Here is a 20,603-nt window from a genome sequence, read left to right as displayed (position 1 = left end):
GATCGGATAATGGCAACGCTTTCTGTAAAGCCATCGCGCCCACAGACACAGCTCGTTGTTGCGCTTCGGGCCTGTGCCGGTGCCTTCGGGTTGGTTTTCCTCTATAGCTGCGGCTACAATCTCTTTCTTCTAGCCCCTTCCGTTTATCTCCTGCAGATCTACGACAGGGTCCTGTCGAGCAGAAGCACTGACACGCTACTGATGCTGACGATCATTATCGCCATCGCCGTCGTAGTCGGGTCCACGCTGGACATCGTGCGCCGGGCAGCTCTTTCGCGCATCGGCAGTTGGCTGGATCACAGACTACGACCCATGGTGCTCACCGCATCATTCGAATATGCTGCTCGCGCCGATACCGGAGCCGCCACGGAGTGCTACAGGGACCTCGCTACCTTACGGCAGTTCCTCGATTCACCGGCAAGTTCCCTGTTTTTTGACGTTCCCTGGGCGCCGCTATTCCTGCTCCTGCTCTTCCTGGTTCATCCGCTGCTTGGAACCATCGGCCTTCTGAGCGCACTTGCACTTCTGCTGTTTGCCTTTCTGACGGAACTGGCGACGCAGGAGCCGCTTGCCCGTGCCAATCTTGCCCTTTCGAGGGGCTATCTGCGATTTGCGAGCGCCCTAAGAAACATCGAGGTAATTCGGGCAATGGGCATGCAGTATGGTGCAGCGCTGCTCGTCTATCGCGATGCGGAAAGGGCGAGAAGGGCGCAGGACATCGCGATGCATCGGACGGAGATCGTTCTCGGTTTCTCGAAATCGATCCGCACCCTCGCGCAGATCCTGATGATGGGATCTGCCACATGGCTGGTGCTTGCGAGCAACAGCAGTCCAGGGATCATCTTCGTCGCGAGCTTGCTGCTCGGGCGCGGGCTCGCACCCATCGAGGGCGCAATAGGTGCATGGCGCTCGTTTACGTTTGCGCGCAATGCGTTCAATCGCCTGAACGGAATGCTGATCGTCATTGCATCGGAACACGATGTCCGAACGGTGCCGCAACCAGAACCCAATGGCCTTGTTCTCGATAACGTCGGCTATATTCAACCATTCGCCAACAGGCAGATACTAAGCGGTATCACGCTGCGCCTGGCGCCTGGCGATTGCATCGCCCTCATCGGCCCCTCGGGATCGGGAAAATCGACGCTAGGTCGCGTCATAGCGGGCGTTGTACAAGCAACAAGCGGGTGCGCTCTTCTTGGTGGGGTAGATATTTCGGCTCTGCGCCTTTGCGGAGGGACCCACCATGTCGGATATCTGCCGCAGGATATCGAGCTCTTCGGCGGAGCAATCAAGGATGTGATCGGCCGGCTGGATGGAGGAGATCCCACCAAAGCGATCGATGCCGCGAAGCTGGTTGGATTGCACGAGGCGATCATGCGGCTGCCAAGGGGCTACGAGACCGATATCGGCGAAGGTGGAAGCCTGCTCCTTCGCGCTCAACGCCAACAGCTAGGGTTGGCACGGGCCGCCTATGGAAATCCGTCCCTCATCGTTCTCGATGATCCGAACTCCAGCCTGGACTATGACGGCGAGCGCATGCTGCACAAGGCAATCGAACGCATGAAGTCCAGGGGCATGACCATTGTTATCATAACTCACCGCATGGGAATCCTGCCAGTTACCAACAAGATCGCCATCATGCGCAACGGGACGGTGGCTGCCTTCGGCGACAGCGAGCGGATTTATGAAACCTATCTTCAACCGCCATCGCGAACGGGAACGTAGGAGGGACGCGGACATGACCCTTGTTCGACTGGACGCAACGCTGGCGAGATTTTCAAATTCCTCGAGAGCGAGCCAGCGCTTTGCCGAAGGGTCGATTGCGACGCCCAAGCAACTGGCAGCCTACGCGCCGGTGCTCGGGACGAAACAGCGCGGGCCTGCCCCCCCTTCGCCCATGCCGGGGCTTAGGGGCGTTATATGGACGGGGAACCTGTTGATCGCCATCTTCATCGTCGGATTGGGAATCTGGTCGGTTCTGGCGCCGCTGAAAAGCGCAGCTGTTGCATCGGGCGTCATCGAACCGGAGTCCAGCCGTAAGACCATTCAGCACCTGGAAGGCGGAATCGTGCGACGCATACTCGCGAAAAACGGCGACGCGGTCACGGCCGGACAAGTCTTGATAGAACTCGACGACACGAAGTCCCGCTCGGAGCGCGACAGTATTCAGGGACAGCTTTGGGACGCCGAAGGAAGTCGCGCCCGCCTGCTTGCCGAGCAGACGGGCGCCGACCATATCGCTTTTCCGCAGGACTTCAGGTCGGCAATGGACAGAGATCCCTCGGTCGGCGCGATTCTGACTGGACAACGGAAAATCTTCGAAGCGCGTCGTCAGGTCATGCAGGCGGAGGTTGGCATCACCAATGAGAAGATCGCCCAGGTACGGCAGGAAATCGTAGGACTTGGCGCGCAGAAGGCAGCACTTACCGACAGGGCGGCAATCTCGCAGCAGGAACTGGATCAGGTTACGGCCCTCAACGCCAAGGGATTGGAACGAAAGAATACCGTTCTCAACCTCCAGCGGGAAAAAGCAGACCTTGCAGGGCAGCAGGGTCAGGTGGAGGCGCAGATTTCCCGCGCCTACCAAGTGATCAGCGGGGCACAGGCCGATCTCGCAAAGCTTGAGAGCGACCGGCTGAGCGAAGTCGCGCAGGGCATGCGCGATACGGAAAACCAGATCATGCAATTGCGCGAGCGCTTGTGGGCGATCGACGACCAGCTTTCAAGGACCGAGATCCGTGCCCCAGAAGATGGAACAATCATGAACCTGCGCATCCACACCGCCGGCGGAGTGATCGGCGCGGGCGAGCCGCTCGTCGATCTTGTGCCGCGCAGCGATCGGCTCATCGTATCAGCCCACGTCAGACCGGAAGACATCAATCTCGTCCGAGCGGGGCTTGAAGCGCAGGTTCACCTCCTCCCATACAATCAGCGGCGCGTTCCATTGCTGAAAGGCCGGGTCGAGTATGTATCGGCGGACCGTCTCACCGACGCGCAGAGCGGCCAGCCGTACTTTGCCGCGACGATCCGAGTGACGGACGAGCGGTTGGGGAAAATGAGCGATGTCGAACTGGTCGCGGGCATGCCCGTACAGACATTGATCGAAACGGGCAAAAGCAGCGTGGCGTTCTACGCCGTCAGACCACTTATCGACAGTTTCCACAGAGCATTTCGTGAGGACTGAAGCGTTGATGGGCAAGAGAAAATTCGACGACGACCAGATTACCGGCATTCTGAAGGAGCACCAGGCAGGGGTGACGGTGGCGGATGTTTGCCACAAGCACGGCATCAGCGAGCCGACCTTCTATCGGTGGCAATCCCTCCATTTGGGAAATGCCGGTCTCGATTCCAAGAGAGTGAGAGCACTGATGGAAGAAAACCAGAAGCTCAAGAAACTTCTGGCCGAAGCCATGCTCTCGGCGGCAACGCTGAGCGAGATGTTGGCAAAGACATCGGATGGGCGACACTAACCGTTAAGCCTTTCATTTCAGCAATAATCGCCCTCTCCACAGCACTCTTCGGTGATCCAATGGTTGGATCCTGTTCTGCTTCGATCACCATCCACACTTTATAGCCGCGCTCGAAGGACCTGATGAAGGGCGCAGGCCTCACGTGTGGCGGTCCTAAACATAATTCGCGTCGAAGGACGATCTTGCCGTGTTTGCATAGCGGTAGGCACTGGAAAACACCACAAAAAGATGGTCGACCGCGGCGGCAACGCCTCAGATCCCTTGGAAGCAATCATGTCGTTCTGTCTCTCCAAGGATCACAGAGGAGAGAAGGCGGAAGGTTGCCCGCTGTGGCGCTGAGTGCGGATGCGGCTCGGCAAAAATGAGAGGTTAGGCACCCATATGAGAACGTACTGCCGGCTTCGTCTTCGAGAGCGATATGCCTACTCCTTTTGACGGAGAGCCAGCGCTGTTCGGTGAAGTTGAATAAAAAGCAACCTGTCGTATCATTTGCAGCTATTCCTTTTGAAAAAGGAGACGAGCATGTCCTCCAGGAAAAACCCGAAGCGGCCGCGTAATGCTGCACGCAGGCATTTTCTAGGTGTCGCCGCAGCGGCCGGTGCCGGGCTTGCTGGCCTAGCAGCCTTGGCAATGGCAATTTCTACCTCTCCTGCAAGTGCGATGGGGCGTCTTTGGGGGCGGGGCGACGCTGATGGACACGGAGACTCTCACGGCAGTGCTCCCGGTGGAGGCTATGGCGGCGGTGCGAACTGCTTTCTGCGTGGTACGGCGATCCTCACCGATCGCGGTGAAAAGCCCGTAGAAGATCTACGCATCAATGATTGCGTGACCCTTCCGGACGGGAGCGCCCGCCCAATCAAATGGATCGGTCGCCAAGTCTTCAAGAAGAGCGGCGCCCTCTGGCACAAGGACGTCATCCCGATCCGAGTTTCCCGTCACGCGCTGGATGGCCACACACCACATTCCGATCTGTACCTGTCGCCCGGCCATGCGCTGTTTCTGGACGGCGTTTTTATCCGCGTGAAGGAACTTGTAAACGGCACGACTATCGCACCTGTAATCCCAGCCGACGGCATGCCGATTGAGTACTATGCCGTGATGCTCGATACCCATGAAATCATCCTTGCCGAGGGTGCTGCTGCCGAGACTTTTTGTCTAAAGGGTAGCAATCACGAGAACTTCGCCAATTTTGCCGAGTACACGCGTCTCTACGGCGAAGAACGCACCGTGATGACATCCTATGCGCCGGTGCTTGGGGGCGGCTGGATGCATTTTAAAGCGCTTATCCTGCTCGGCGTTTCCCCGCTAGTGCCAGTGCGCGATCCGGTCCGGGATGCCTGCGAGAAGATCAACGCACGAGCCAAGGAGCTATCGCCCTGATAAGCTGCGCGGCTGCGATCAAAGTCCTCGGGGCTTCAGGGTGGGTTCAAGTCGGAATTTACATACGTCCAACTCGGATTTCAACTTCGTCCAATCCGGAATTTTGCCGTCCGTTTCGGATGTCACTTTCCATTTAATTTCGAGAATCGCGACTCAATGATATCAGCCCATTATTCCGTTCACTTAATTTGAGAATGGGCATTTAGTTTGATAATTCGAGGGAGTGGAATAAAGATGGGGTTAGGCTACAAGGCGGAGCTTTGCCTGCTTAAGACGACCATCCGCGACGGCGGCTCGGACCTGAAGAACCCGATGAGCGCCAATTGGCGACCAGCGCATCTGACGCTTCTTGTTCATCCGAGCATTGACCAGGCTGTTGGCGGCACTTTCCCCCGGTGAACTGGATATCGGCAGGCCGGACCAGTATCGCCGACAGTAGTTGACGATAGAAGTTTCATTCTGGAGTAGGTAAGTGCCCAGATTGCCAATCAGCTCGTAGAGGCGCCTGATTTTGCCGAGGGCATTGCGGCATCCGGGATGCTGATCCAATTGGGCAAGCTTTACGGCCTCGCTTGCCTCTCGGACATATCCACTCCATAGGAGGTGTCGAAGTCTGGGCACATGGATTGCGACGTTTTGTAGATAGACTTCCAGATTTTGCAGATGTCTGATGCCCTCCCAGGTCTGTTCAACGTGCCGCAGCCGCATCGATAGATGAAACCGGTCAAGAATATGCGTAACGGACTGGCGTGGCGCTGACAACGATGTTTTGCAAGCCAATTTCTCCGTCGCTGAAAACACTGACGTCTCGGCCGGGCAGCCATCCACCGACACGTCGAGGATCGCGTTACCGGTTGAAATTGCGAGGATTCCTCGAACCAACGCTGCAGGAGAGCAGACGAGAACGCTGACTGTCTTTATATCGACTGGGTTAGGCCTCATACAGAATAGCCCAACCCAATATCGACAAGCTCCGTTGGTAAGCTTACGCCACCGCGTACAGCCGATGCCCAGACGCGGGGGCGCTGCGCGTCCTGAAGCGCTGTACCAGTTTCGCCAAGTTTTCGGTCTCCTGGGTCAAATTTTGAGCGGCTGCCGTAGTCTCTTCCACCATGGCGGCATTCTGCTGTGTAACCTTGTCCATCTGATCACCGGCCGCTGAAACCTCTCTCAAACTCGCCGCTTGCTCGCGTGCGGCAAGTGCGATTTCCGCAATCGTCGAATTCATTGCGCTCACTTGTTCGACGATTTGCGCGAGCGACGTTCCGGATTCGCCGACCAGCTCGACACCGGCTTTCACCTGGGCAGAGGAAGTGGAGATCAATCCCTTGATTTCCCTGGCCGCGCTCGCCGATCTTTGAGCCAGCTCACGAACCTCCTGTGCAACAACCGCAAAGCCCTTGCCGGCCTCGCCCGCGCGTGCGGCCTCGACGCCGGCATTCAAGGCCAGCAGATTTGTCTGGAATGCGATTTCATCGATGACACCGATGATGCTGCCAATCTTGGAGGACGAATTCTGGATTTCCGTCATTGCAGCGATCGCCCGAGCAACAATGGCTCCGCCGCTCTCGGCGTTTGCGCGTGCCGTTGCCACGGCATTTTGCGCGTGACCTGCGCCTTCGGCGGTACCGTTGACACCGCGCGTGACGTCACCCAGTGCCGCCACCGTCTCTTCAAGTGAGGCGGCCTGCTGTTCCGTGCGACGCGCAAGATCCTGCGAGGCCGTCGAGATTTCCGCAAGACCCGACCGGATGGTGGTAACCGCGCGAATAACGGAATCAACGGCCTCTTCCAGGCTGGAGACGGAATTGTTGAAGTGATCCCGGATCGGGATATAGCGGGCGTCGACCTCGCCCACCCGCGTCGTGAGGTCACCCTTTGAAAGCGCATCCAGACCCAGCGAAATCTGCTGGAAGGCGTGTTCCATGACCTGCGCATCGGCAAGGCGCTCGGCTTCCTGACGCAGGCGCTCTTCTTCTGCAGCAAGCCGTGCACGCTCGGCATTGGCCTCCGCAATGAGCTTGGCGCGCCCCGTCTCCTGGAAGACCTTGAGCGAACGCGCCATGGCGCCGAGCTCGTGGCGATGTTCGGTGCCGTCAATCTTCGCTACGTTATCGCCACGCGCGATGTGCTCCATCGTCCGCGCCATCTTGCGCACCGCCGACGAAATCAGTTGCCCGATGAAGAAGGCAAGCACCAGACCGATGACAATCAGAAGTGCGCTGATTGCAAGCGTCCAACTGGTCGCAGAGGCAATCGTCGAATCGACCGAGCCATCCAGCGTCTTTTGAGCATCCATCACGGTCGCCTGCAGATTTCGGAAACCCGAGGCGATTTTCGGTGCTAGAACACCAAGTTCGCTGTCGCGAATCTTGTTGGTCGCCAGCATCACATCCCTCACATCGCCCAGGCGACTGGTATAGTTCTGCATCAACTGGCCCGCGCCGAGAACGCGCTTGTGCTGCAGCTCATCCTTCGCTGCCTTTGCCGCGATGTCGTTTAGGGCCATGGCGTCATTGAGCGCCGTCTGCGCGGCATCATAGGCCGCAAGATCGCCTGAATGGATGAAGCGCTCCGAGAAATAAAGGCTGCGGTTCAGGGCCTCGAGCGTCGCTCCGGTTGCATGCAACAGCGCGACATCATTCTGGCGCCATGCGCTTCGCATGACATCGTTGAGCGCGATGCTGGTCCATGGCCCGAATTCGGTAACCTTGGAAATCAGGGCCTCACGTTTTGCCTGAAGCGCCACGATCTGCTCGAAGGCCTTGCCGTATGAGGCAACATCCTGGCGGATCGCTATCATCCCGGACTGCAGAGCGGCGTTGCCCGCAAAGCGCTGGTCCTCCGTGGCAAACGCTTTGACGCCATCGTGGAAGCGATTGACCGTGTCCTGCGTCGGATCCGAACGGAAAGCTTCCGCGGACATTTGGATCTGATGCAACTGATTGCTGTAATCTGAGATGGCAAGGCTTTGGCCGGCGGTGCTGCGATAAGAGGAGAAGATGGACGAAAGACCGCCCATGCCGGAAATCGCATTGATCGACAGCAAGCTCATAAGCAGGATCAATGGCAGGAAGCCTGCAGTGATCTGGGCCCGGATGCCAAGTCTATTCCAAAAGTGTAACATCGTGCTCCCCTTAGCTCACTGGGTCTTCGGCAGGTACTGGGCAATGTTTTGCGGCGTCACCAGTTCGAAAGGCACGTTGTTTTCCCGTGGCACCTTCTGGCCATCAATGAGTTTGATGGCTGCGTCGACAGCGGTAGCGCCTTGTCCCGAGGCACTCTGAAGAATGGTGACATCCAGATCGCCGGCTTCCATGGCCGCCAGAGCATCGTCCGTCGCATCCACCCCCGCCACAACGACATCTTTCATCGACATGCCGTTGCGCTTCATCGCACGGATTGCCCCGAGCGCCATCTCATCATTATTGGCAATGACAGCGTCAAATTTTACGCCCGCCGACAGCCATTCCTGCATCTGCTGATCGGCATAATCGCGAGACCAATAGGCAGCCTGCCGTTCGACGATCTGAAGTCCCTTGCAATCGGGCGTAACGATGACGTTATCGATATCCTGCGTGCGGGCTCTCGCAGCGGCGTGGAAGGGCTCTCCCATCAGAACGGCGACACGCCCCTTACCCTTCAAAAGCGAGCAGACTTCCTTTGTTTGCAAAGTGCCTGATTCCGCTTCATTCGAGGCGACGACGACCTGGTTCTCTGGCAAATCCGATAGATTCGAGGGCACATTGTTGATATAGATGAGGGGGATATGCGCGTCAGCGGCAAGCTTGGTCATTTGCGGACCAAGATCGCCATCGGAAACGGCAAGGATAATCGCATCGACCTTGTCGGCGATGAATTGCTGAACCTGCTTCTTTTGAAGTTCGTTGTCGCTTTTGGCGTTTTGCGTGACGAGCTTCAGCCCCGAAATCGTCTTTCCGTGCGACAGAATTCCATTCAATAACGCAGTCCGGAACTTATCCAGATCCGACATTGACACGCCGATCGTCTGCGCGCTCGCGGCAGAGGCGATTAGCGACATTACCAATGTAGCGAGTATGGCTTTTCTCATGATCCCCTCTCCGCGAGATTCCTTGCGAGATGGAGATTTATAGTAAAATATGGTTAAAATTTAATTTTCGCTCAATAAATCTGATTAATGTATAATATATTGATTCTGTCTGTCGATGAAAATTATTTAATACATAACATATTCGCAAAATATAATGATTCAATGCATTCCATGTGTATAGACGCGTTAACCGCTGAAACGAGGTTTTGTTCTCGCTGCAAAATCGTATTCCCCCAACGCATCGAGAGCAGCACCCCTCGAGCTTTGAATCAGCACAATGATTAGGGGCAACTCGGCGCCACAAGGTGTTGATATATCCAAGATTGGCGGAGTCATTGCGCGACGCCGATGCACAGCCGAGCCGGTGTGCCGCATGGGCATTGGAAAACAACGACATTAACCCACGCTTCGGGTCTCAAGGGAACCCAGCGAGATCGCCGATGCGATCATCTATCTCGCAGGATCAAGCGCCGTTGATTATCGCACGAATTTGACCCGTTTTGGGTTCACTGGCGGCGGGCACGCTTATAGTTCGCTCGCATCTTGCCTCACGCAAGCAGGCGCTGCCTACATCTGCAGCTCGATAGACGAAGTAATGGATCGCCGCGCGCTCAAGTCACTTGTGTAAGCTTTCCGTTCCGGTGTCTCGCAGACTCCCGCTGGGTGGATCGATAGAGCGCTCACTTTGCCAAGATTGATACTAACGCGATGCGGTGGCATGGTCGCAGGGCAAGCAAGCTCTTCCGCGAGGCGGAATGGAGCAAGTTACCGGGGAGAGCAAAAACATGGATGTCGAAAAGGTTATTGCATTGGTATCTGCCGCCGGAATCGAGCTGACGCACAGACGCCGAACCAGTTCAGATGATGGCTGGTCTCTCAGCTTCGCCAATGGTGCCGAGCTCGCGATCAGTGACGACGGCAAGATCAACGCCTCTGGCAAAGGTTCGGACGCAGTTCTCGATCTCCTTGGCCTGAGGGCAAGCGGCACCTAGGAGGCAAGGACGCAGCGGCCACACACGGCGCATCCTTCTTACCTTGGCGGATCGTACCCGTCGGTGAGCGTACGCAGGAACGCGACCACATCATCGGTTTCGGCTGGAGTGAGCGCCGGGGCCTCCCCTTGCTTGCGATCGAAGGGCGGATCCAAATTGATGTTTGCCTTGGCTGTCCCCGGCAGATCATCATACTTGTCCACGCTCCCATCGGGCTTGCGGGGGTACCAATGCTCCGGGCGTGTCTCCCGCTCAACATAAAAGCGTACGGCATCCTGTAAGGAATGAATGCTGCCATTGTGAAAGAAGGCCTTGCGCAGCGCGACATTGCGCAGCGTCGGCGTGCGGAAGAGCCCACAATAGTCCTCACGTCCGATGAAATCAGTCCGCAAAGGACCACATAGACCGAGATCGTAGAAAGTCGGGTCCTTGTTGGCGGGAATATCGCGGTTACGGGGCACCCCGATGGCAATCAGACCATAATCTGTGAATTGCGGCGGAGTGCCGTCATTCCCACGCTGGCTCACATGGCAGGACGCGCAATTTCCCTTTTCAGGCGCATTGAACAATTCAAGGCCTTTTGCCTCTTGTGGCGTGAGCTCAGCCTTACCGGCCAGCACCGCATCATATTTGCTCGAGTATGGATAGAAGGTGCGATAGTCCTGCTGGAAAACTTCCAACGCCTTCAGTACCATGCGAAAGGCAATGGCTGGGTCGGTGGCGGCCTTTGGTCCGACGATATCTGCAATCGCCTTGCCGTAGCCCGCCTCAAGCACATGGCGGCCGACGTCAGCCTCGGTTCTGTTGCCCATTTCGCGGTCGGAAAATAGTGGGATCTTGGCTTGCTCGCCGCCGCGGTCGACCCGACCGTCCCAGGTCAGGCCGCCGGTCGGTCCGTTGTCGATACTTTCGTCTGCCTCATCCTCGGATTCGAAGAAATGTTCGGTGAAGGGTGGGACAGCCTGCAGATATTTGAGCGAGGGAACCGCCCGCAAGCCTGGCTGATGCAGATCGCCGCCGCCGAGTTGGACCGATCGATCATTTGCCGGTCCAAAGCCATGTTCGGGCTCGTGGCAGGAGGAACAGGCCATCTTACCGGAGGCCGACAGTGATGGATCGAAGAAGAGGGCTTTACCAAGTGCTGCCAGAGCTGAAGTCTGTCGTTGCACCTCCGCGCGCGACAGCGCTTCGCCCATAGTGGCGGTCGTGATCACCAACAGCATTGCGACGAAAGCGCTGATCCCGAGCCATTGTCCTGTAGGCGGCCTCAAATGCATCGCCATGGCGCTGCCCCTTACTGCGATGGCACATATCATAGTCATTATCGTTAGCGAGGTTTGGGAGCCGTTTCAATTAGCGCTTGCCTTGGATAGCCGCGGGAATATGTTGCCCTATTGAGGTGGAGCCGCATCCACTGAACCCCCGGAGGACAATCCAAAATGAAGTCGATCACTGCTACCGCCATCTGCGCGTTAAGCCTTTCAGTGGCCGCCTTTGGCTCGGCCGTCGCCGGAAGTTCCGGCGCAAACGCCGGCGCGAGCGGGAAGACCGGCGATGACCTGAAACTCATCGATACAGTTGTGGTGATCTATGCGGAAAACCGGAGTTTCGACAATCTCTATGGCAATTTCCCGGGCGCAAACGGGATTTCGAAGGCGTCGGCGGCCGCTCGCATTCAGCGCGACCGAGACGGCAAGCCTCTGAAAGAGTTGCCGCCGATCTGGGACGGCCTCACCGCCAAGGGCGTCACTCCGCCCGTCACGCAGGCACAGACCGAGCATCTTCCCAATCGGCCATTCCATGTCGACGATTCCAAGGGGTTCAACCTGGGACTGGATACGATTACGCACGATCTCTGGCACCGCTACTATCAGAACCAGATGCAGATCGATGGCGGCCGCAACGATAAATTCGTGGCGTTTGCCGATTCCGGTGCATTGCCGATGGGCTTGTGGGATGGTTCAAAGACGCCGATGTGGAAGGTGGCTCAGAAGTACGTGCTTGCCGACAACTTCTTCATGGGCGCGTTCGGCGGCTCGTTCTTCAACCATCAATGGCTGATCTGCGCTTGTGCACCGTATTATCCGAATGCCGACACCAGTGCCGCCAAACCTTCCATCGCAGTCGTCGAGGCGGATGGCGTGACGCTGAAGGCCGCACCCAGCTCACCGAAGTCTGCAATCGACGGTATTCCGAAATTCGTCGGCGATGGCAATCTCACGCCTGATTTCTATGCGGTCAACACCATGCAGCCACCTTACCAGCCAAGCGGCAATGGTCCCGCGACAGATGGCGACAAGGCGCTTGCCGATCCGAACAAGCCAACGACATTGCCGCCGCAGACAGAGCCCACCATTGGCGACTTGCTTAGCCTCAAGCATGTGACCTGGGCGTGGTACGGAGGCGCGTGGCAGGATGTACTCGATAACGGAAACAAGCAGCCGGCGCCGAATTTTCAGTATCATCACCAGCCATTCAACTATTATGCCAACTTCGCTCCCGGCACCGCTGCCAGGACCGAACATCTGAGGGATGGTGGTTTAGCGGGTGCCGAGTTAATCAAGGTGATCGATGCCGGCACGCTGCCCCAAGTCTCATTCTACAAACCTCAGGGCAACCTCAATGAGCATTCCGGCTATGCCAGCATTGAAGCCGGCGACGCCCATATTGCCGATGTGATCACACACCTGGAGAAGAGCCCGCAATGGCCGCATATGCTAGTTGTTGTCACCTATGACGAAAACGGCGGCCTTTGGGATCATGTCGCACCACCGAAGGGTGATCGTTGGGGACCTGGTTCCCGCATTCCCGCCATCATCGTGTCGCCCTACGCACGGCATGGTTATGTCGATCATACACCGATGGACACGACTTCGATCCTGCGTTTCATCACACGCCGTTTCAAGCTGCCGACGCTGCACGGCATCACCGTTCGAGACGCAGCCGTTGCTGCCTATAAGGAAAAGCCGCTGGGCGACCTGACCAGTGCACTTGTTCTCAAGGAGAACTAGGGCCTGGCATCTGCACGATGTGCAACGCTGCGATGGGCCTAGCGGTCGAACCACTGTTACGCCGGGGACTTGGCGATCGGTCCGCACTGGCTTGCGAGAACCGGCGTCTTGAGTGAACCAGAGCTGCAGGGTGGGGATGAAAGATGAAGGCGATAGCACTCGGCGTCAGATTTGCACTCGAACTTTGCATACTCGCTTCACTCGTCGCGTTGGCCGCACACCTTGCCGTACCGATCCCGGCACAAGTGCTTTTGGGATTTGCGTTTTGTGCAGCAACTGCCGCCGTTTGGGGTAGATTCCTTTCCCCGAAATGGAGATACGAAATTGGCGCAGCTGGAAGGCTTGTTCTCGAAGCCGGCATTTTCGTGCGAACGACTTTGATTCTAAACTACCTCGGTTCGTCGATGCTGGCGATAGCGCTAGTCTTCGTCGCGGCGGCCAATCGGATTGCCCTTGCGCTCATTCCACGATCGACGGCGAACAGCGCCCAACTGGTGTTATTAGCATAGAGAAGGCTTTCATCTTGCCGAGATTCAGTGACCCTCTCATGCCATGAATAGCGTTGCTCTTGAAGGGTATCGAACCTAGGATACCGAGATCTACACCGCCGTTATCGGGACCAGGGATTAATCACTTGCAACCCAGCCGCCTCGAACGGGCTTGTGTCGCGGGTTGCGATTGCCAGACGATTTGCTGCTGCTGTGGCGGCAATATACCCATCAGCCGTGCCGATCGCTTTTCCAGATACTTGAGCGCGTGCCATCAGTTCCGAGTAAAACTGCGAAGTCGCAAGATTGAAGGGCAGGATGCGCTCGGAAAAGTGAGGCAGTACTTCGCCCTCAAGGCGGTCGCGGAGGATAGTTTGCCGTTTCCCCAAGGGCATAGCTGCGATCCCGAAGCGAAGCTCAGCAATCGTTATTGCGGAAATGAACAGCGTTTCGATTGCTTGGGCGTCCAACCAAGCGACCACTGCCCCATCAGGAACCGGTTTCCACGGCTCGGATATAACGTTGGTGTCCAGCAAGATCATTTGAACGTCATCGGTTCAGCAGGCGTCTTATCGCGACTTTTCTGCAGGGCTTCAACGTCGCTGTCGGAAAGCTCAGCGTCGCGACCGATAGCCGCTAGTAAAGAGCCGAGCTTAACACGTTCAGGGGGACGAACAGCGGCCTCAATAATGTCGCGGATCTCGGCCTCGGTGCTTCGGCCATGATGAGCCGCTCGCAGGCGTAGAGCACGATGTGTTTCGTCAGAAAGATTTCGAATGGTGACCGCCGGCATTGATATCACCTCAATAGAAATGATGGCTTTGCTATCAAAATATACAAAATGATGCAAACTTTCAAGAGTTTCAAAATAATGAGGACGATACCGTGTCCGTTCAGCCACCTCGCCTTGAAGAGAATCGAACCAACGCCGCTTTCTGGAGTTTATCTAATCTGATGAGTCGTGTGCCTTTCATGGGGATGAGGTTCTGTTATGGAGCATGTGTAGGGGTGGCCTTACAGTTTGCCGGACAAGGCCGATTATTCATCGTGTTGAGATTTCACTCCATTTTGCGTTTCGTCGCGACCATGGCGGAACCTATAGCCAGATGAGCGGCCAGCGCGTTCGAACAAGCTAGCGGTCATTTCGTGACCTGCCGGCTGGCGCACCTTCCCCTATCCCGCCTACCGGCTGAGTGCGGCTATTGGCGGACATTACGACCGTCTCACGAACAGCATTGCTACTCTTCACATGATCGATGAACGCGCGGAGTTTCGGCAGCATCTGCCGACGGTGAGGAAAGTAGAGGAAGACCCCCGGCGTAATGGCAGCGAAAGGTTCCAGGACACTTTTGAGCGTTCCCGCCTCCAGCGCAGAAGCGACAATCGGGCGCGGAAGCTGCGCGAGGCCCATACCCTGGATCGCTGCCCCAAGCAGGGTAGGAAAGTCATTTGCAATCAGCGGGCCGGTGACCGCCAACTCCAAGACACCACTGTTTGTCGTGAAGGACCAAAGCGCGAGCGCGCCGTTCGACCGCCGCCATCTTATGCACGCATGTTCCCGCAAATCTTCCGGCTGGTTCGGCTGAATGCGACCTGAGAAATAAGAGGGACTGCCAACGACCACCATCGGGAAAGGCGGCGTCATACGCACCGCCACCATGTCGGCGGCGATGAACTGGCCCATGCGAATACCGGCATCGAACCCATGCGCAGCGAGATCGACCAATTCCTCGCTGACGGCGATCTCAACCTCGATCTCAGGATAGGCCTCCGAAAATGAGGCAAGGAGAGGTTCCAAGAGGATCGGCACGACCGCGCGCGGCACGGCCAATCTGAGTAGCCCCGATGGTCGCTGTCCCAGGTCATAAGCTGCCCGACTGGCCGCAACGAGCTCTTCGAAAGCCGGTTTGGCCCGCGAAAAGAAGCGCTCTCCTGCCTCGGTAAGACCGACACTGCGCGTGGTGCGAATGAAAAGCGGCGCTCCCATCCGGTTTTCGAGAGCCCGGATGGCCTGGCTGACTGCGGAGGGAGTCACCCCCAGCTCAGCGGCAGCACGACGGAAATTGCGATGCTCGGCGACGCTCAGGAATGCCTCGACACCATCCAGGGCGCCTTGTCGGACCGTGAAGTTCTGCTTCATAGCCCATGAACATTATCGAGAATAGTCGCTCTCGGAAAGGGGTCATATTGTTTCCTTGCGAAAGGGAGTGACACGGATGGCGAACCGCAATGGACGAGAGGCTGGAGGCCCCAAATCCAACAACGACGAAGCCCGCCTATCGAGACGCGCGGTGCTGTTGGGGTCAGGCGCGTTCGCAAGTACCGTGGCTGCTAGACCGCTTCTGGCCGTAGCGGCAGGGTTCGTCAGGCATGACGATGAGCCGACATCCTGGGTGGATCCGCAGATGCCGGAAGTTACGCACCACGTAGTCGATGCCAATGGCATACGAGTGCATGTTGTGGAGCAGGGTTCGGGACCCCTCGTGATCCTCCTCCATGGCTTTCCGGAATGCTGGTATTCGTGGCGGCATCAGCTGACGATGCTGGCCCAGGCGGGGTTTCGTGCGATTGCGCCGGATCTCCGGGGCTATGGTCGCAGCGACTGTCCGCCGGATGGAGGGAAATACACCATCCTTGATTATATCGGCGATATGGTGGGCCTGATCGATACCCTGGGTGTCGAGCAGGCGGTCATCGCCGGTCATGATTTCGGAGCGACCATCGCGTGGCAGGCTGCATTGATGCGGCCGGATAAGTTCCGTGCCGTCATTGGCCTCAGTGCCCCCTTCAGGCCCCGAGGGTTCGGCACCTCGGTTTTGCCGACGACGCTCATGCCGCAGAACGACAAGGCGGTTTACTACCAACTCTATCTAGCTACTCCTCAAGCCGAAATCGGAATGGAGCAGAATAGGCGGCAGACGCTGCGCTCCCTCTTCTACCAGATGTCTGGGGAGGTGTTGCAGGCCGCCGGCCCGGCGAGCGCCGACCTTGGGCCTGGAATGATCCCACGAAGCGGTGCCGCCCTGCCGGAGAACCCACCTTTGCCCAACTGGATCACGTCTGCCGAGTTGGAGGTCTACATCGAAGAATTCACCTGCAGCGGCTTCCGTGGCCCCTTGAACTGGTACCGCAACATCGATCGAAGTTGGGAGCTTTTAGGGATGACACAAGGCGCGAAGGTGACAGTTCCTGCTCTCTACGTCGCGGGCGACCGCGATTTCGTCGCCGCCGCCAATCGTGAATTTATTCCGCTTCAGGCCAAGTTTGTTCCGAAGCTGCGCCGCCCGTTGATACTGCCCGGTTGCGGCCACTGGACCCAACAGGAGCGCGCCACCGACGTCAGTGCCGCAATGATCGATTTCCTACAACAACTCTAGATGCGACTGAAAGCGTGCTCTGGAATTTGCAGTCTTTCTCTAAAAAGGAAACTCCTATGACCGACGAACTCGAAGACGTGCGCGCCCACTATCGCGCCACCGGCCTGACCGACCGTTTGAAAGTCGCACTCTCCAGCTTCGGGTCGGAGGAAAAAACGCTCCATGCCCATGAGCTTGCCACTCTCGATCAATTTCATACGCGAGGCATGGCCGCGACGGTGGAACTTGTTGCTCTCGCCGGACTTAACGCTGGGATGTCCGTGCTTGATGTTGGGGCTGGTGTTGGGGGACCCGCGCGCTTCCTCGCGGCGACGTACGGTTGCTCCGTAAAAGGCATCGACCTTAGTGAACCCTTTATCCAGGCTGCCCGCTATCTGACCCAGCGTACCGGCCAGCAGGACCAGGTCGACTTCGAGGTAGGAAGCGCCCTCGATCTGCCATTTGACGATGCCCGATTTGACGCGGTGTTCTTGCAACATGTGGCTATGAACATCGGAGCCCGTGATCGGCTTTATGCCGAGATCCGGCGTGTGCTGAGGGTCGGCGGCAGGTTTGCGACCTATGACGTCGTCCTGCTCGACGGCGAACCCGATTATCCCCTGCCGTGGGCCTCCACATCCTCGACGAGCTTTCTACTGCCGAGCCAGCTGACACAGAAGATAATTGAACAGGCGGGATTCCGAACATTGGTCGTGCGCGACGACACGGAGGCAGCCAGGGAATGGGCAAGCCAGCTCCGCCCGACCGCCACACCGCCGGCGCTCAATCTCGGGCTCCTCATGGGGCCGGACTTTGCAAAAGCTGCCGTCAATCTCGGGCGCAATCTACTTGATGGCCGGCTTGGCATCCTCTGCGCCGTATTCGAAGCCAAGGCTGTCGGTATCCGCGACGAGGGAGAAGCCGCATGACCGCCACCACCATCTTTCAGCTCCACCTTATTTTTGGTTATGTGCCGTGGCTGCTGCTTATGGCCGCCTACGGATGGCCGCGCTTGAGAACGTTAGATCGGGCTGAAGCACATCGCGCCATTGCCGCCTTGCACAGCTTCCGCTTTTTCGGGCTGGTTTTCCTGATTCCCGGCGTTGTCGGGCCAAACCTGCCTCAGGGATTTGCTGAATTTGCCGCATATGGCGACTTTGCAACCGGCATATTGGCCATGCTCGCCATGGCTGCAGTGAGCTTCCGTCCGTTATTTTGGATGTTGGTGATTGCTTTCAACGTGGTTGGCATCGTTGATATCACTGTCGACTATGCTCACGGTTTCCAGTTGAGCTTGCCTCCAGGCGAGCTCGGATCCGCCTACGGCATCGTCATCGTTTATGTGCCTTTGCTGTTCATCACGCATATTACCGCCCTTGTACTGTGGCTGCCGATCGGACGATCCGGCTCTATCTCATTGGGACGGCGACCGGGAACGAGCCCGTGAGCGAAAGGAACAAGGGGCAGACCGCCTCCCGAGTCAGCGGAGAAGAGGAACAGATTCCAGCGAAAAATTTCCGACCTCCTCACCGCATGCGCTTTGTGAGGATGATAGCGATCGTGCTGATATCTGGGATAGTCGCGCTGAGCGGCATGTCATTAACGTATCCGCCCCTAGCCGCCGAGGTCTGTCCAAATTGCATGGGCTTCAACAATTCTGGAGACCAAATATTTGTAGAGCAAGGCATGCCAGCGGTTCGGATGCAGGAGGCGGTTGAGACAATCGGCCTCGCGCGAGATCGTGTTCGCAATTTCTACCGAGATGTGGTCGGCAAGCCGGATATCTTCGTTTGCGGTGATGACGACTGTTATCGCCGGATCGGCGGGGGCGGCTCCAGAGGTATGGCATTGCTGGACATTGCTCTGTTCCTATCGCCGCGGGGCAACACCGTAACCATTGCTGCCCATGAACTATCCCATATCGAGCTGCATCGTCGCATCGGCATCACCAAGGCCTACCGGCATATGGTGCCGCAATGGTTCGATGAAGGGCTTGCAGTCTTCGTCTCCGATGACGGCCGCTATTTGAAGCCTGCTTCTGCTGAGGACCGTTGCCTCGCGTCGCCTGAGGGTCCGATGCCCGCGACACGTGAAGCCTGGGTCGAGTCCGCCCAAACATCCGGCCTATATGCCAAAGCCGCATGCCGCGTCAGCCGATGGATATCAGGCCACGGCGGTTCAGATGCTGTGATTGCTCTCCTACAGGCGGTGGCGAACGGCACTTCTTTCGCGGAAGCATATGATCGGAGCGATACTGCGGTGCCCGTCGCACGATCGATGAGCTCGCTGCAAGTTCTAGGCTCGCGATGAAATACAAAGATGGGTGAAATCTCGACACAAATTAACAAACGCCGCTTTTAAAGACCACGACTACAGTCAACAAAATCGGATCCGTTGATGTGAAGGGATACGAATTGCGGCTCCAGCGGTTTTTCAACAAACTGATGTGTTATCTACTTCCGTTACAGGACTGCTTCCAACAATGGGAACGAAAACCAGGCGTAGATTTTATCACCAAATGGTGCTGATAATCGCAGCCAATAAGGGAGCTGATCAATGCGATCGACTATCAACCTCGATGACACGCTTATCGAAAGGGCTAGGTCCTTAACCGGCACTAAAGAAACCGCAGTTCTCGTCCGTCAAGCGTTAGACACTTGTTCGTGTGGAGTCCGGAAAGCGCCTGATCGCGCTCGGAGGAACCATGCCTGATGCCGAGGCAGCGCCGCGCCGCCGGAGCGCAGCGGCCAAGTGATACTGGCCGACACCTCGATCTGGATCGATCATTTCCGCCATGCCGATGCCGAGCTCCGCAGGATTGTTGAGGACGATCGCCACTTTGCCACCCGTGCGTGATTGGTGAGTTGGCGCTTGGCAGCCGTCGCGATCACGGCAGCGTAATAGCTTTTCTGTCGGCTCAACGCGTAGCGGTCGTGGCCACGCACGACGAAGTCATGGCGATGATCGATCGCCATGGCATTTTCAGCACGGGCATTGGCTACACGGATGCCCATTTGCTCGCATCGGACCTTCTTGACAAGCGAGTGGCTCTATGGACCAGAGACAAGCGCCTGCGGGTAGCGGCCGAAAAGGTGGGTGCCGCACTGCACCTACGAGCCAGCATGCCCAACTGAATGCTGAAACGGTACTCCTTCATGGTCTCGGACAAGTTTTGGACCTCGCCGGCAACCAGTGCCTCACTAGCGTCTACTACAATACCGGAAGGCCGGAGAATCTCGGCCTACGTTCCCCCACGCGGAAAGGCCATCGCATTATTTAACCGCTGCTCTGGAAGCGAAGGTTCGCCGTATCATCCCAGACAATTCCTCAGGATGCGAGAGCGTGTCGCGGGCTGCCAAATAGGACGGCGCTCTCACCACATCCATTGGCCTGCGGAGCTCTGTATACCCTGCGCAGGACCATTGGTCCCACCGCCATAGCATTGCTCGCGGCTTGCTGCAAACTATCGTGCATCATCGGACCACCTCACGGCACGTGCGGATCCCGATCACGCCGCAGGTGTGACGCGGCGATCACGTTGGTTTCCGGCGCCAAGAGATCGTGTTTCTCGGCAAAGGCGGCAAACAGGCCGCGAGCGGTTTCCGCTTCGATCTCGCCGCGCAACGCAGCACTGCATGCCTTGAGCGCGATCGAATGCGCGGTGTTCCGGTTTGAGGCTGGCCAGTCGGCAAGATGCCGGTAGGCATCCATGACCGTGCGGACCTCGGCCGGAAAGCCAAGGCCGATAAGGATGGTAACAGGTTGTCTGAACATATCGGGTTTCATGAGTTCTCCTTTCCAACCCGCGATGTCGACGGGCGCCGTCACGACGGC

The 20,603-nt window shown here is 57.4% G+C and carries 18 protein-coding genes and 4 pseudogenes; 14 read left to right on the top strand and 8 right to left on the bottom strand.

The annotated features are described in order from the left end of the window. Positions 1-9: 9 nt before the first annotated feature. From FHT85_RS26385 to FHT85_RS26370, 5 genes and pseudogenes are all read left to right on the top strand, one after another. Positions 10-1,725, top strand: coding sequence for a type I secretion system permease/ATPase (locus FHT85_RS26385; RefSeq protein ID WP_112399411.1), 1,716 nt, complete (start codon positions 10-12; stop codon positions 1,723-1,725). A 13-nt stretch (positions 1,726-1,738) separates the two neighbouring features. After that, entirely contained in the window at positions 1,739-3,184 is a 1,446-nt protein-coding gene (locus FHT85_RS26380) for an HlyD family type I secretion periplasmic adaptor subunit (RefSeq protein ID WP_112412172.1), read from the top strand. A gap of 7 nt (positions 3,185-3,191) precedes the next feature. Further along, positions 3,192-3,470: a transposase gene (locus FHT85_RS26375; protein WP_112412171.1), complete on the top strand. Its 279-nt coding sequence runs from the start codon at positions 3,192-3,194 to the stop codon at positions 3,468-3,470. Between the two features lie 113 nt (positions 3,471-3,583). After that, positions 3,584-3,832 (top strand): annotated as a pseudogene (locus FHT85_RS30650) (TetR/AcrR family transcriptional regulator); the annotation flags it as partial. 160 nt (positions 3,833-3,992) lie between these two features. Further along, entirely contained in the window at positions 3,993-4,850 is an 858-nt protein-coding gene (locus FHT85_RS26370) for a Hint domain-containing protein (protein ID WP_112412170.1), read from the top strand. 240 nt (positions 4,851-5,090) lie between these two features. Here FHT85_RS26370 and FHT85_RS26365 read toward each other — a convergent pair. The 3 genes and pseudogenes from FHT85_RS26365 to FHT85_RS26355 form a co-directional block, all read right to left on the bottom strand. Next, positions 5,091-5,685: pseudogene (locus FHT85_RS26365) on the bottom strand (ISKra4 family transposase); the annotation flags it as partial. Positions 5,686-5,835: 150 nt separating this feature from the next. Continuing rightward, complete coding sequence (locus FHT85_RS26360) at positions 5,836-7,977, bottom strand: methyl-accepting chemotaxis protein (protein WP_112412169.1); 2,142 nt, start codon at positions 7,975-7,977, stop codon at positions 5,836-5,838. 15 nt (positions 7,978-7,992) lie between these two features. Beyond that, entirely contained in the window at positions 7,993-8,922 is a 930-nt protein-coding gene (locus FHT85_RS26355; protein WP_112399416.1) for a substrate-binding domain-containing protein, read from the bottom strand. Positions 8,923-9,707: 785 nt separating this feature from the next. Here FHT85_RS26355 and FHT85_RS26350 point away from each other — a divergent pair. Continuing rightward, on the top strand, positions 9,708-9,914 hold the full coding sequence (locus tag FHT85_RS26350) for a hypothetical protein (protein ID WP_112412168.1): 207 nt from the start codon (positions 9,708-9,710) through the stop codon (positions 9,912-9,914). Between the two features lie 38 nt (positions 9,915-9,952). On the opposite strand, the gene FHT85_RS26345 is transcribed toward FHT85_RS26350, so the two are convergent. Then, positions 9,953-11,197 (bottom strand): cytochrome-c peroxidase, encoded by a 1,245-nt coding sequence (locus FHT85_RS26345; RefSeq protein WP_112412167.1) that lies wholly within the window; start codon positions 11,195-11,197, stop codon positions 9,953-9,955. Between the two features lie 156 nt (positions 11,198-11,353). On the opposite strand from FHT85_RS26345, the gene FHT85_RS26340 reads away from it, so the two are divergent. Both FHT85_RS26340 and FHT85_RS26335 read left to right on the top strand, forming a co-directional pair. Continuing rightward, positions 11,354-12,925 (top strand): acid phosphatase, encoded by a 1,572-nt coding sequence (locus tag FHT85_RS26340; RefSeq protein ID WP_112399419.1) that lies wholly within the window; start codon positions 11,354-11,356, stop codon positions 12,923-12,925. 143 nt (positions 12,926-13,068) lie between these two features. After that, entirely contained in the window at positions 13,069-13,434 is a 366-nt protein-coding gene (locus tag FHT85_RS26335) for a YrdB family protein (RefSeq protein WP_112412165.1), read from the top strand. Positions 13,435-13,535: 101 nt separating this feature from the next. Here the strand turns inward: FHT85_RS26335 and FHT85_RS26330 are convergent, their stop codons facing one another. From FHT85_RS26330 to FHT85_RS26320, 3 genes are all read right to left on the bottom strand, one after another. Beyond that, positions 13,536-13,955 carry a type II toxin-antitoxin system VapC family toxin gene (locus tag FHT85_RS26330; protein ID WP_112412164.1) on the bottom strand — a complete coding sequence of 140 codons (420 nt, stop codon included), beginning with the start codon at positions 13,953-13,955 and terminating at the stop codon, positions 13,536-13,538. Continuing rightward, positions 13,952-14,206: a FitA-like ribbon-helix-helix domain-containing protein gene (locus tag FHT85_RS26325; RefSeq protein WP_112412163.1), complete on the bottom strand. Its 255-nt coding sequence runs from the start codon at positions 14,204-14,206 to the stop codon at positions 13,952-13,954. Before FHT85_RS26325 ends, FHT85_RS26330 begins: the two co-directional genes overlap by 4 nt. Positions 14,207-14,545: 339 nt before the next feature. Next, a complete protein-coding gene (locus FHT85_RS26320; RefSeq protein ID WP_112412162.1) occupies positions 14,546-15,553 on the bottom strand; it encodes a LysR family transcriptional regulator in 1,008 nt (335 codons plus the stop codon). 265 nt (positions 15,554-15,818) lie between these two features. Between FHT85_RS26320 and FHT85_RS26315 the strand changes: the two genes are divergently transcribed. The 6 genes and pseudogenes from FHT85_RS26315 to FHT85_RS30645 all read left to right on the top strand — a co-directional run bounded on the left by FHT85_RS26315 (position 15,819) and on the right by FHT85_RS30645 (position 19,903). Continuing rightward, the gene (locus FHT85_RS26315) at positions 15,819-16,790 is read left to right on the top strand and encodes an alpha/beta fold hydrolase (protein WP_112415529.1); all 972 of its coding nucleotides are present in this window, start codon (positions 15,819-15,821) and stop codon (positions 16,788-16,790) included. Between the two features lie 56 nt (positions 16,791-16,846). Further along, on the top strand, positions 16,847-17,698 hold the full coding sequence (locus tag FHT85_RS26310) for a class I SAM-dependent methyltransferase (RefSeq protein WP_112415516.1): 852 nt from the start codon (positions 16,847-16,849) through the stop codon (positions 17,696-17,698). After that, positions 17,695-18,216: a hypothetical protein gene (locus FHT85_RS26305; protein WP_112415517.1), complete on the top strand. Its 522-nt coding sequence runs from the start codon at positions 17,695-17,697 to the stop codon at positions 18,214-18,216. Before FHT85_RS26310 ends, FHT85_RS26305 begins: the two co-directional genes overlap by 4 nt. Beyond that, positions 18,213-19,079: a hypothetical protein gene (locus FHT85_RS26300; protein WP_183774511.1), complete on the top strand. Its 867-nt coding sequence runs from the start codon at positions 18,213-18,215 to the stop codon at positions 19,077-19,079. Before FHT85_RS26305 ends, FHT85_RS26300 begins: the two co-directional genes overlap by 4 nt. Before the next feature lie 246 nt (positions 19,080-19,325). Further along, a pseudogene (locus FHT85_RS26295) lies at positions 19,326-19,524 on the top strand (type II toxin-antitoxin system VapB family antitoxin). Next, positions 19,521-19,903: pseudogene (locus FHT85_RS30645) on the top strand (type II toxin-antitoxin system VapC family toxin). Before FHT85_RS26295 ends, FHT85_RS30645 begins: the two co-directional pseudogenes overlap by 4 nt. Before the next feature lie 352 nt (positions 19,904-20,255). On the opposite strand, the gene FHT85_RS26285 reads toward FHT85_RS30645, so the two are convergent. Next, entirely contained in the window at positions 20,256-20,555 is a 300-nt protein-coding gene (locus FHT85_RS26285; protein ID WP_183774586.1) for a DUF982 domain-containing protein, read from the bottom strand. Positions 20,556-20,603: the final 48 nt, after the last annotated feature.

This window comes from Rhizobium sp. BK312, assembly GCF_014193605.1.
Classification (GTDB): Bacteria; Pseudomonadota; Alphaproteobacteria; order Rhizobiales; family Rhizobiaceae; genus Rhizobium.
The sequence above is the reverse complement of the archived record's forward strand: the minus strand, read 5'-3'. Positions and strand labels throughout refer to the sequence as shown.

What these genes read in the sequence shown, in the direction of transcription:
- FHT85_RS26310 (WP_112415516.1), top strand. Translation starts at nt 16,847, where the DNA reads ATGACCGACGAACTCGAAGACGTGCGCGCCCACTATCGCGCCACCGGC.
- FHT85_RS26305 (WP_112415517.1), top strand. Translation starts at nt 17,695, where the DNA reads ATGACCGCCACCACCATCTTTCAGCTCCACCTTATTTTTGGTTATGTG.
- FHT85_RS26360 (WP_112412169.1), bottom strand. Translation starts at nt 7,977, where the DNA reads ATGTTACACTTTTGGAATAGACTTGGCATCCGGGCCCAGATCACTGCA.
- FHT85_RS26375 (WP_112412171.1), top strand. Translation starts at nt 3,192, where the DNA reads ATGGGCAAGAGAAAATTCGACGACGACCAGATTACCGGCATTCTGAAG.
- FHT85_RS26330 (WP_112412164.1), bottom strand. Translation starts at nt 13,955, where the DNA reads ATGATCTTGCTGGACACCAACGTTATATCCGAGCCGTGGAAACCGGTT.
- FHT85_RS26345 (WP_112412167.1), bottom strand. Translation starts at nt 11,197, where the DNA reads ATGGCGATGCATTTGAGGCCGCCTACAGGACAATGGCTCGGGATCAGC.
- FHT85_RS26340 (WP_112399419.1), top strand. Translation starts at nt 11,354, where the DNA reads ATGAAGTCGATCACTGCTACCGCCATCTGCGCGTTAAGCCTTTCAGTG.
- FHT85_RS26385 (WP_112399411.1), top strand. Translation starts at nt 10, where the DNA reads ATGGCAACGCTTTCTGTAAAGCCATCGCGCCCACAGACACAGCTCGTT.
- FHT85_RS26320 (WP_112412162.1), bottom strand. Translation starts at nt 15,553, where the DNA reads ATGAAGCAGAACTTCACGGTCCGACAAGGCGCCCTGGATGGTGTCGAG.
- FHT85_RS26350 (WP_112412168.1), top strand. Translation starts at nt 9,708, where the DNA reads ATGGATGTCGAAAAGGTTATTGCATTGGTATCTGCCGCCGGAATCGAG.
- FHT85_RS26285 (WP_183774586.1), bottom strand. Translation starts at nt 20,555, where the DNA reads ATGAAACCCGATATGTTCAGACAACCTGTTACCATCCTTATCGGCCTT.
- FHT85_RS26355 (WP_112399416.1), bottom strand. Translation starts at nt 8,922, where the DNA reads ATGAGAAAAGCCATACTCGCTACATTGGTAATGTCGCTAATCGCCTCT.
- FHT85_RS26335 (WP_112412165.1), top strand. Translation starts at nt 13,069, where the DNA reads ATGAAGGCGATAGCACTCGGCGTCAGATTTGCACTCGAACTTTGCATA.
- FHT85_RS26315 (WP_112415529.1), top strand. Translation starts at nt 15,819, where the DNA reads ATGCCGGAAGTTACGCACCACGTAGTCGATGCCAATGGCATACGAGTG.
- FHT85_RS26325 (WP_112412163.1), bottom strand. Translation starts at nt 14,206, where the DNA reads ATGCCGGCGGTCACCATTCGAAATCTTTCTGACGAAACACATCGTGCT.
- FHT85_RS26370 (WP_112412170.1), top strand. Translation starts at nt 3,993, where the DNA reads ATGTCCTCCAGGAAAAACCCGAAGCGGCCGCGTAATGCTGCACGCAGG.
- FHT85_RS26380 (WP_112412172.1), top strand. Translation starts at nt 1,739, where the DNA reads ATGACCCTTGTTCGACTGGACGCAACGCTGGCGAGATTTTCAAATTCC.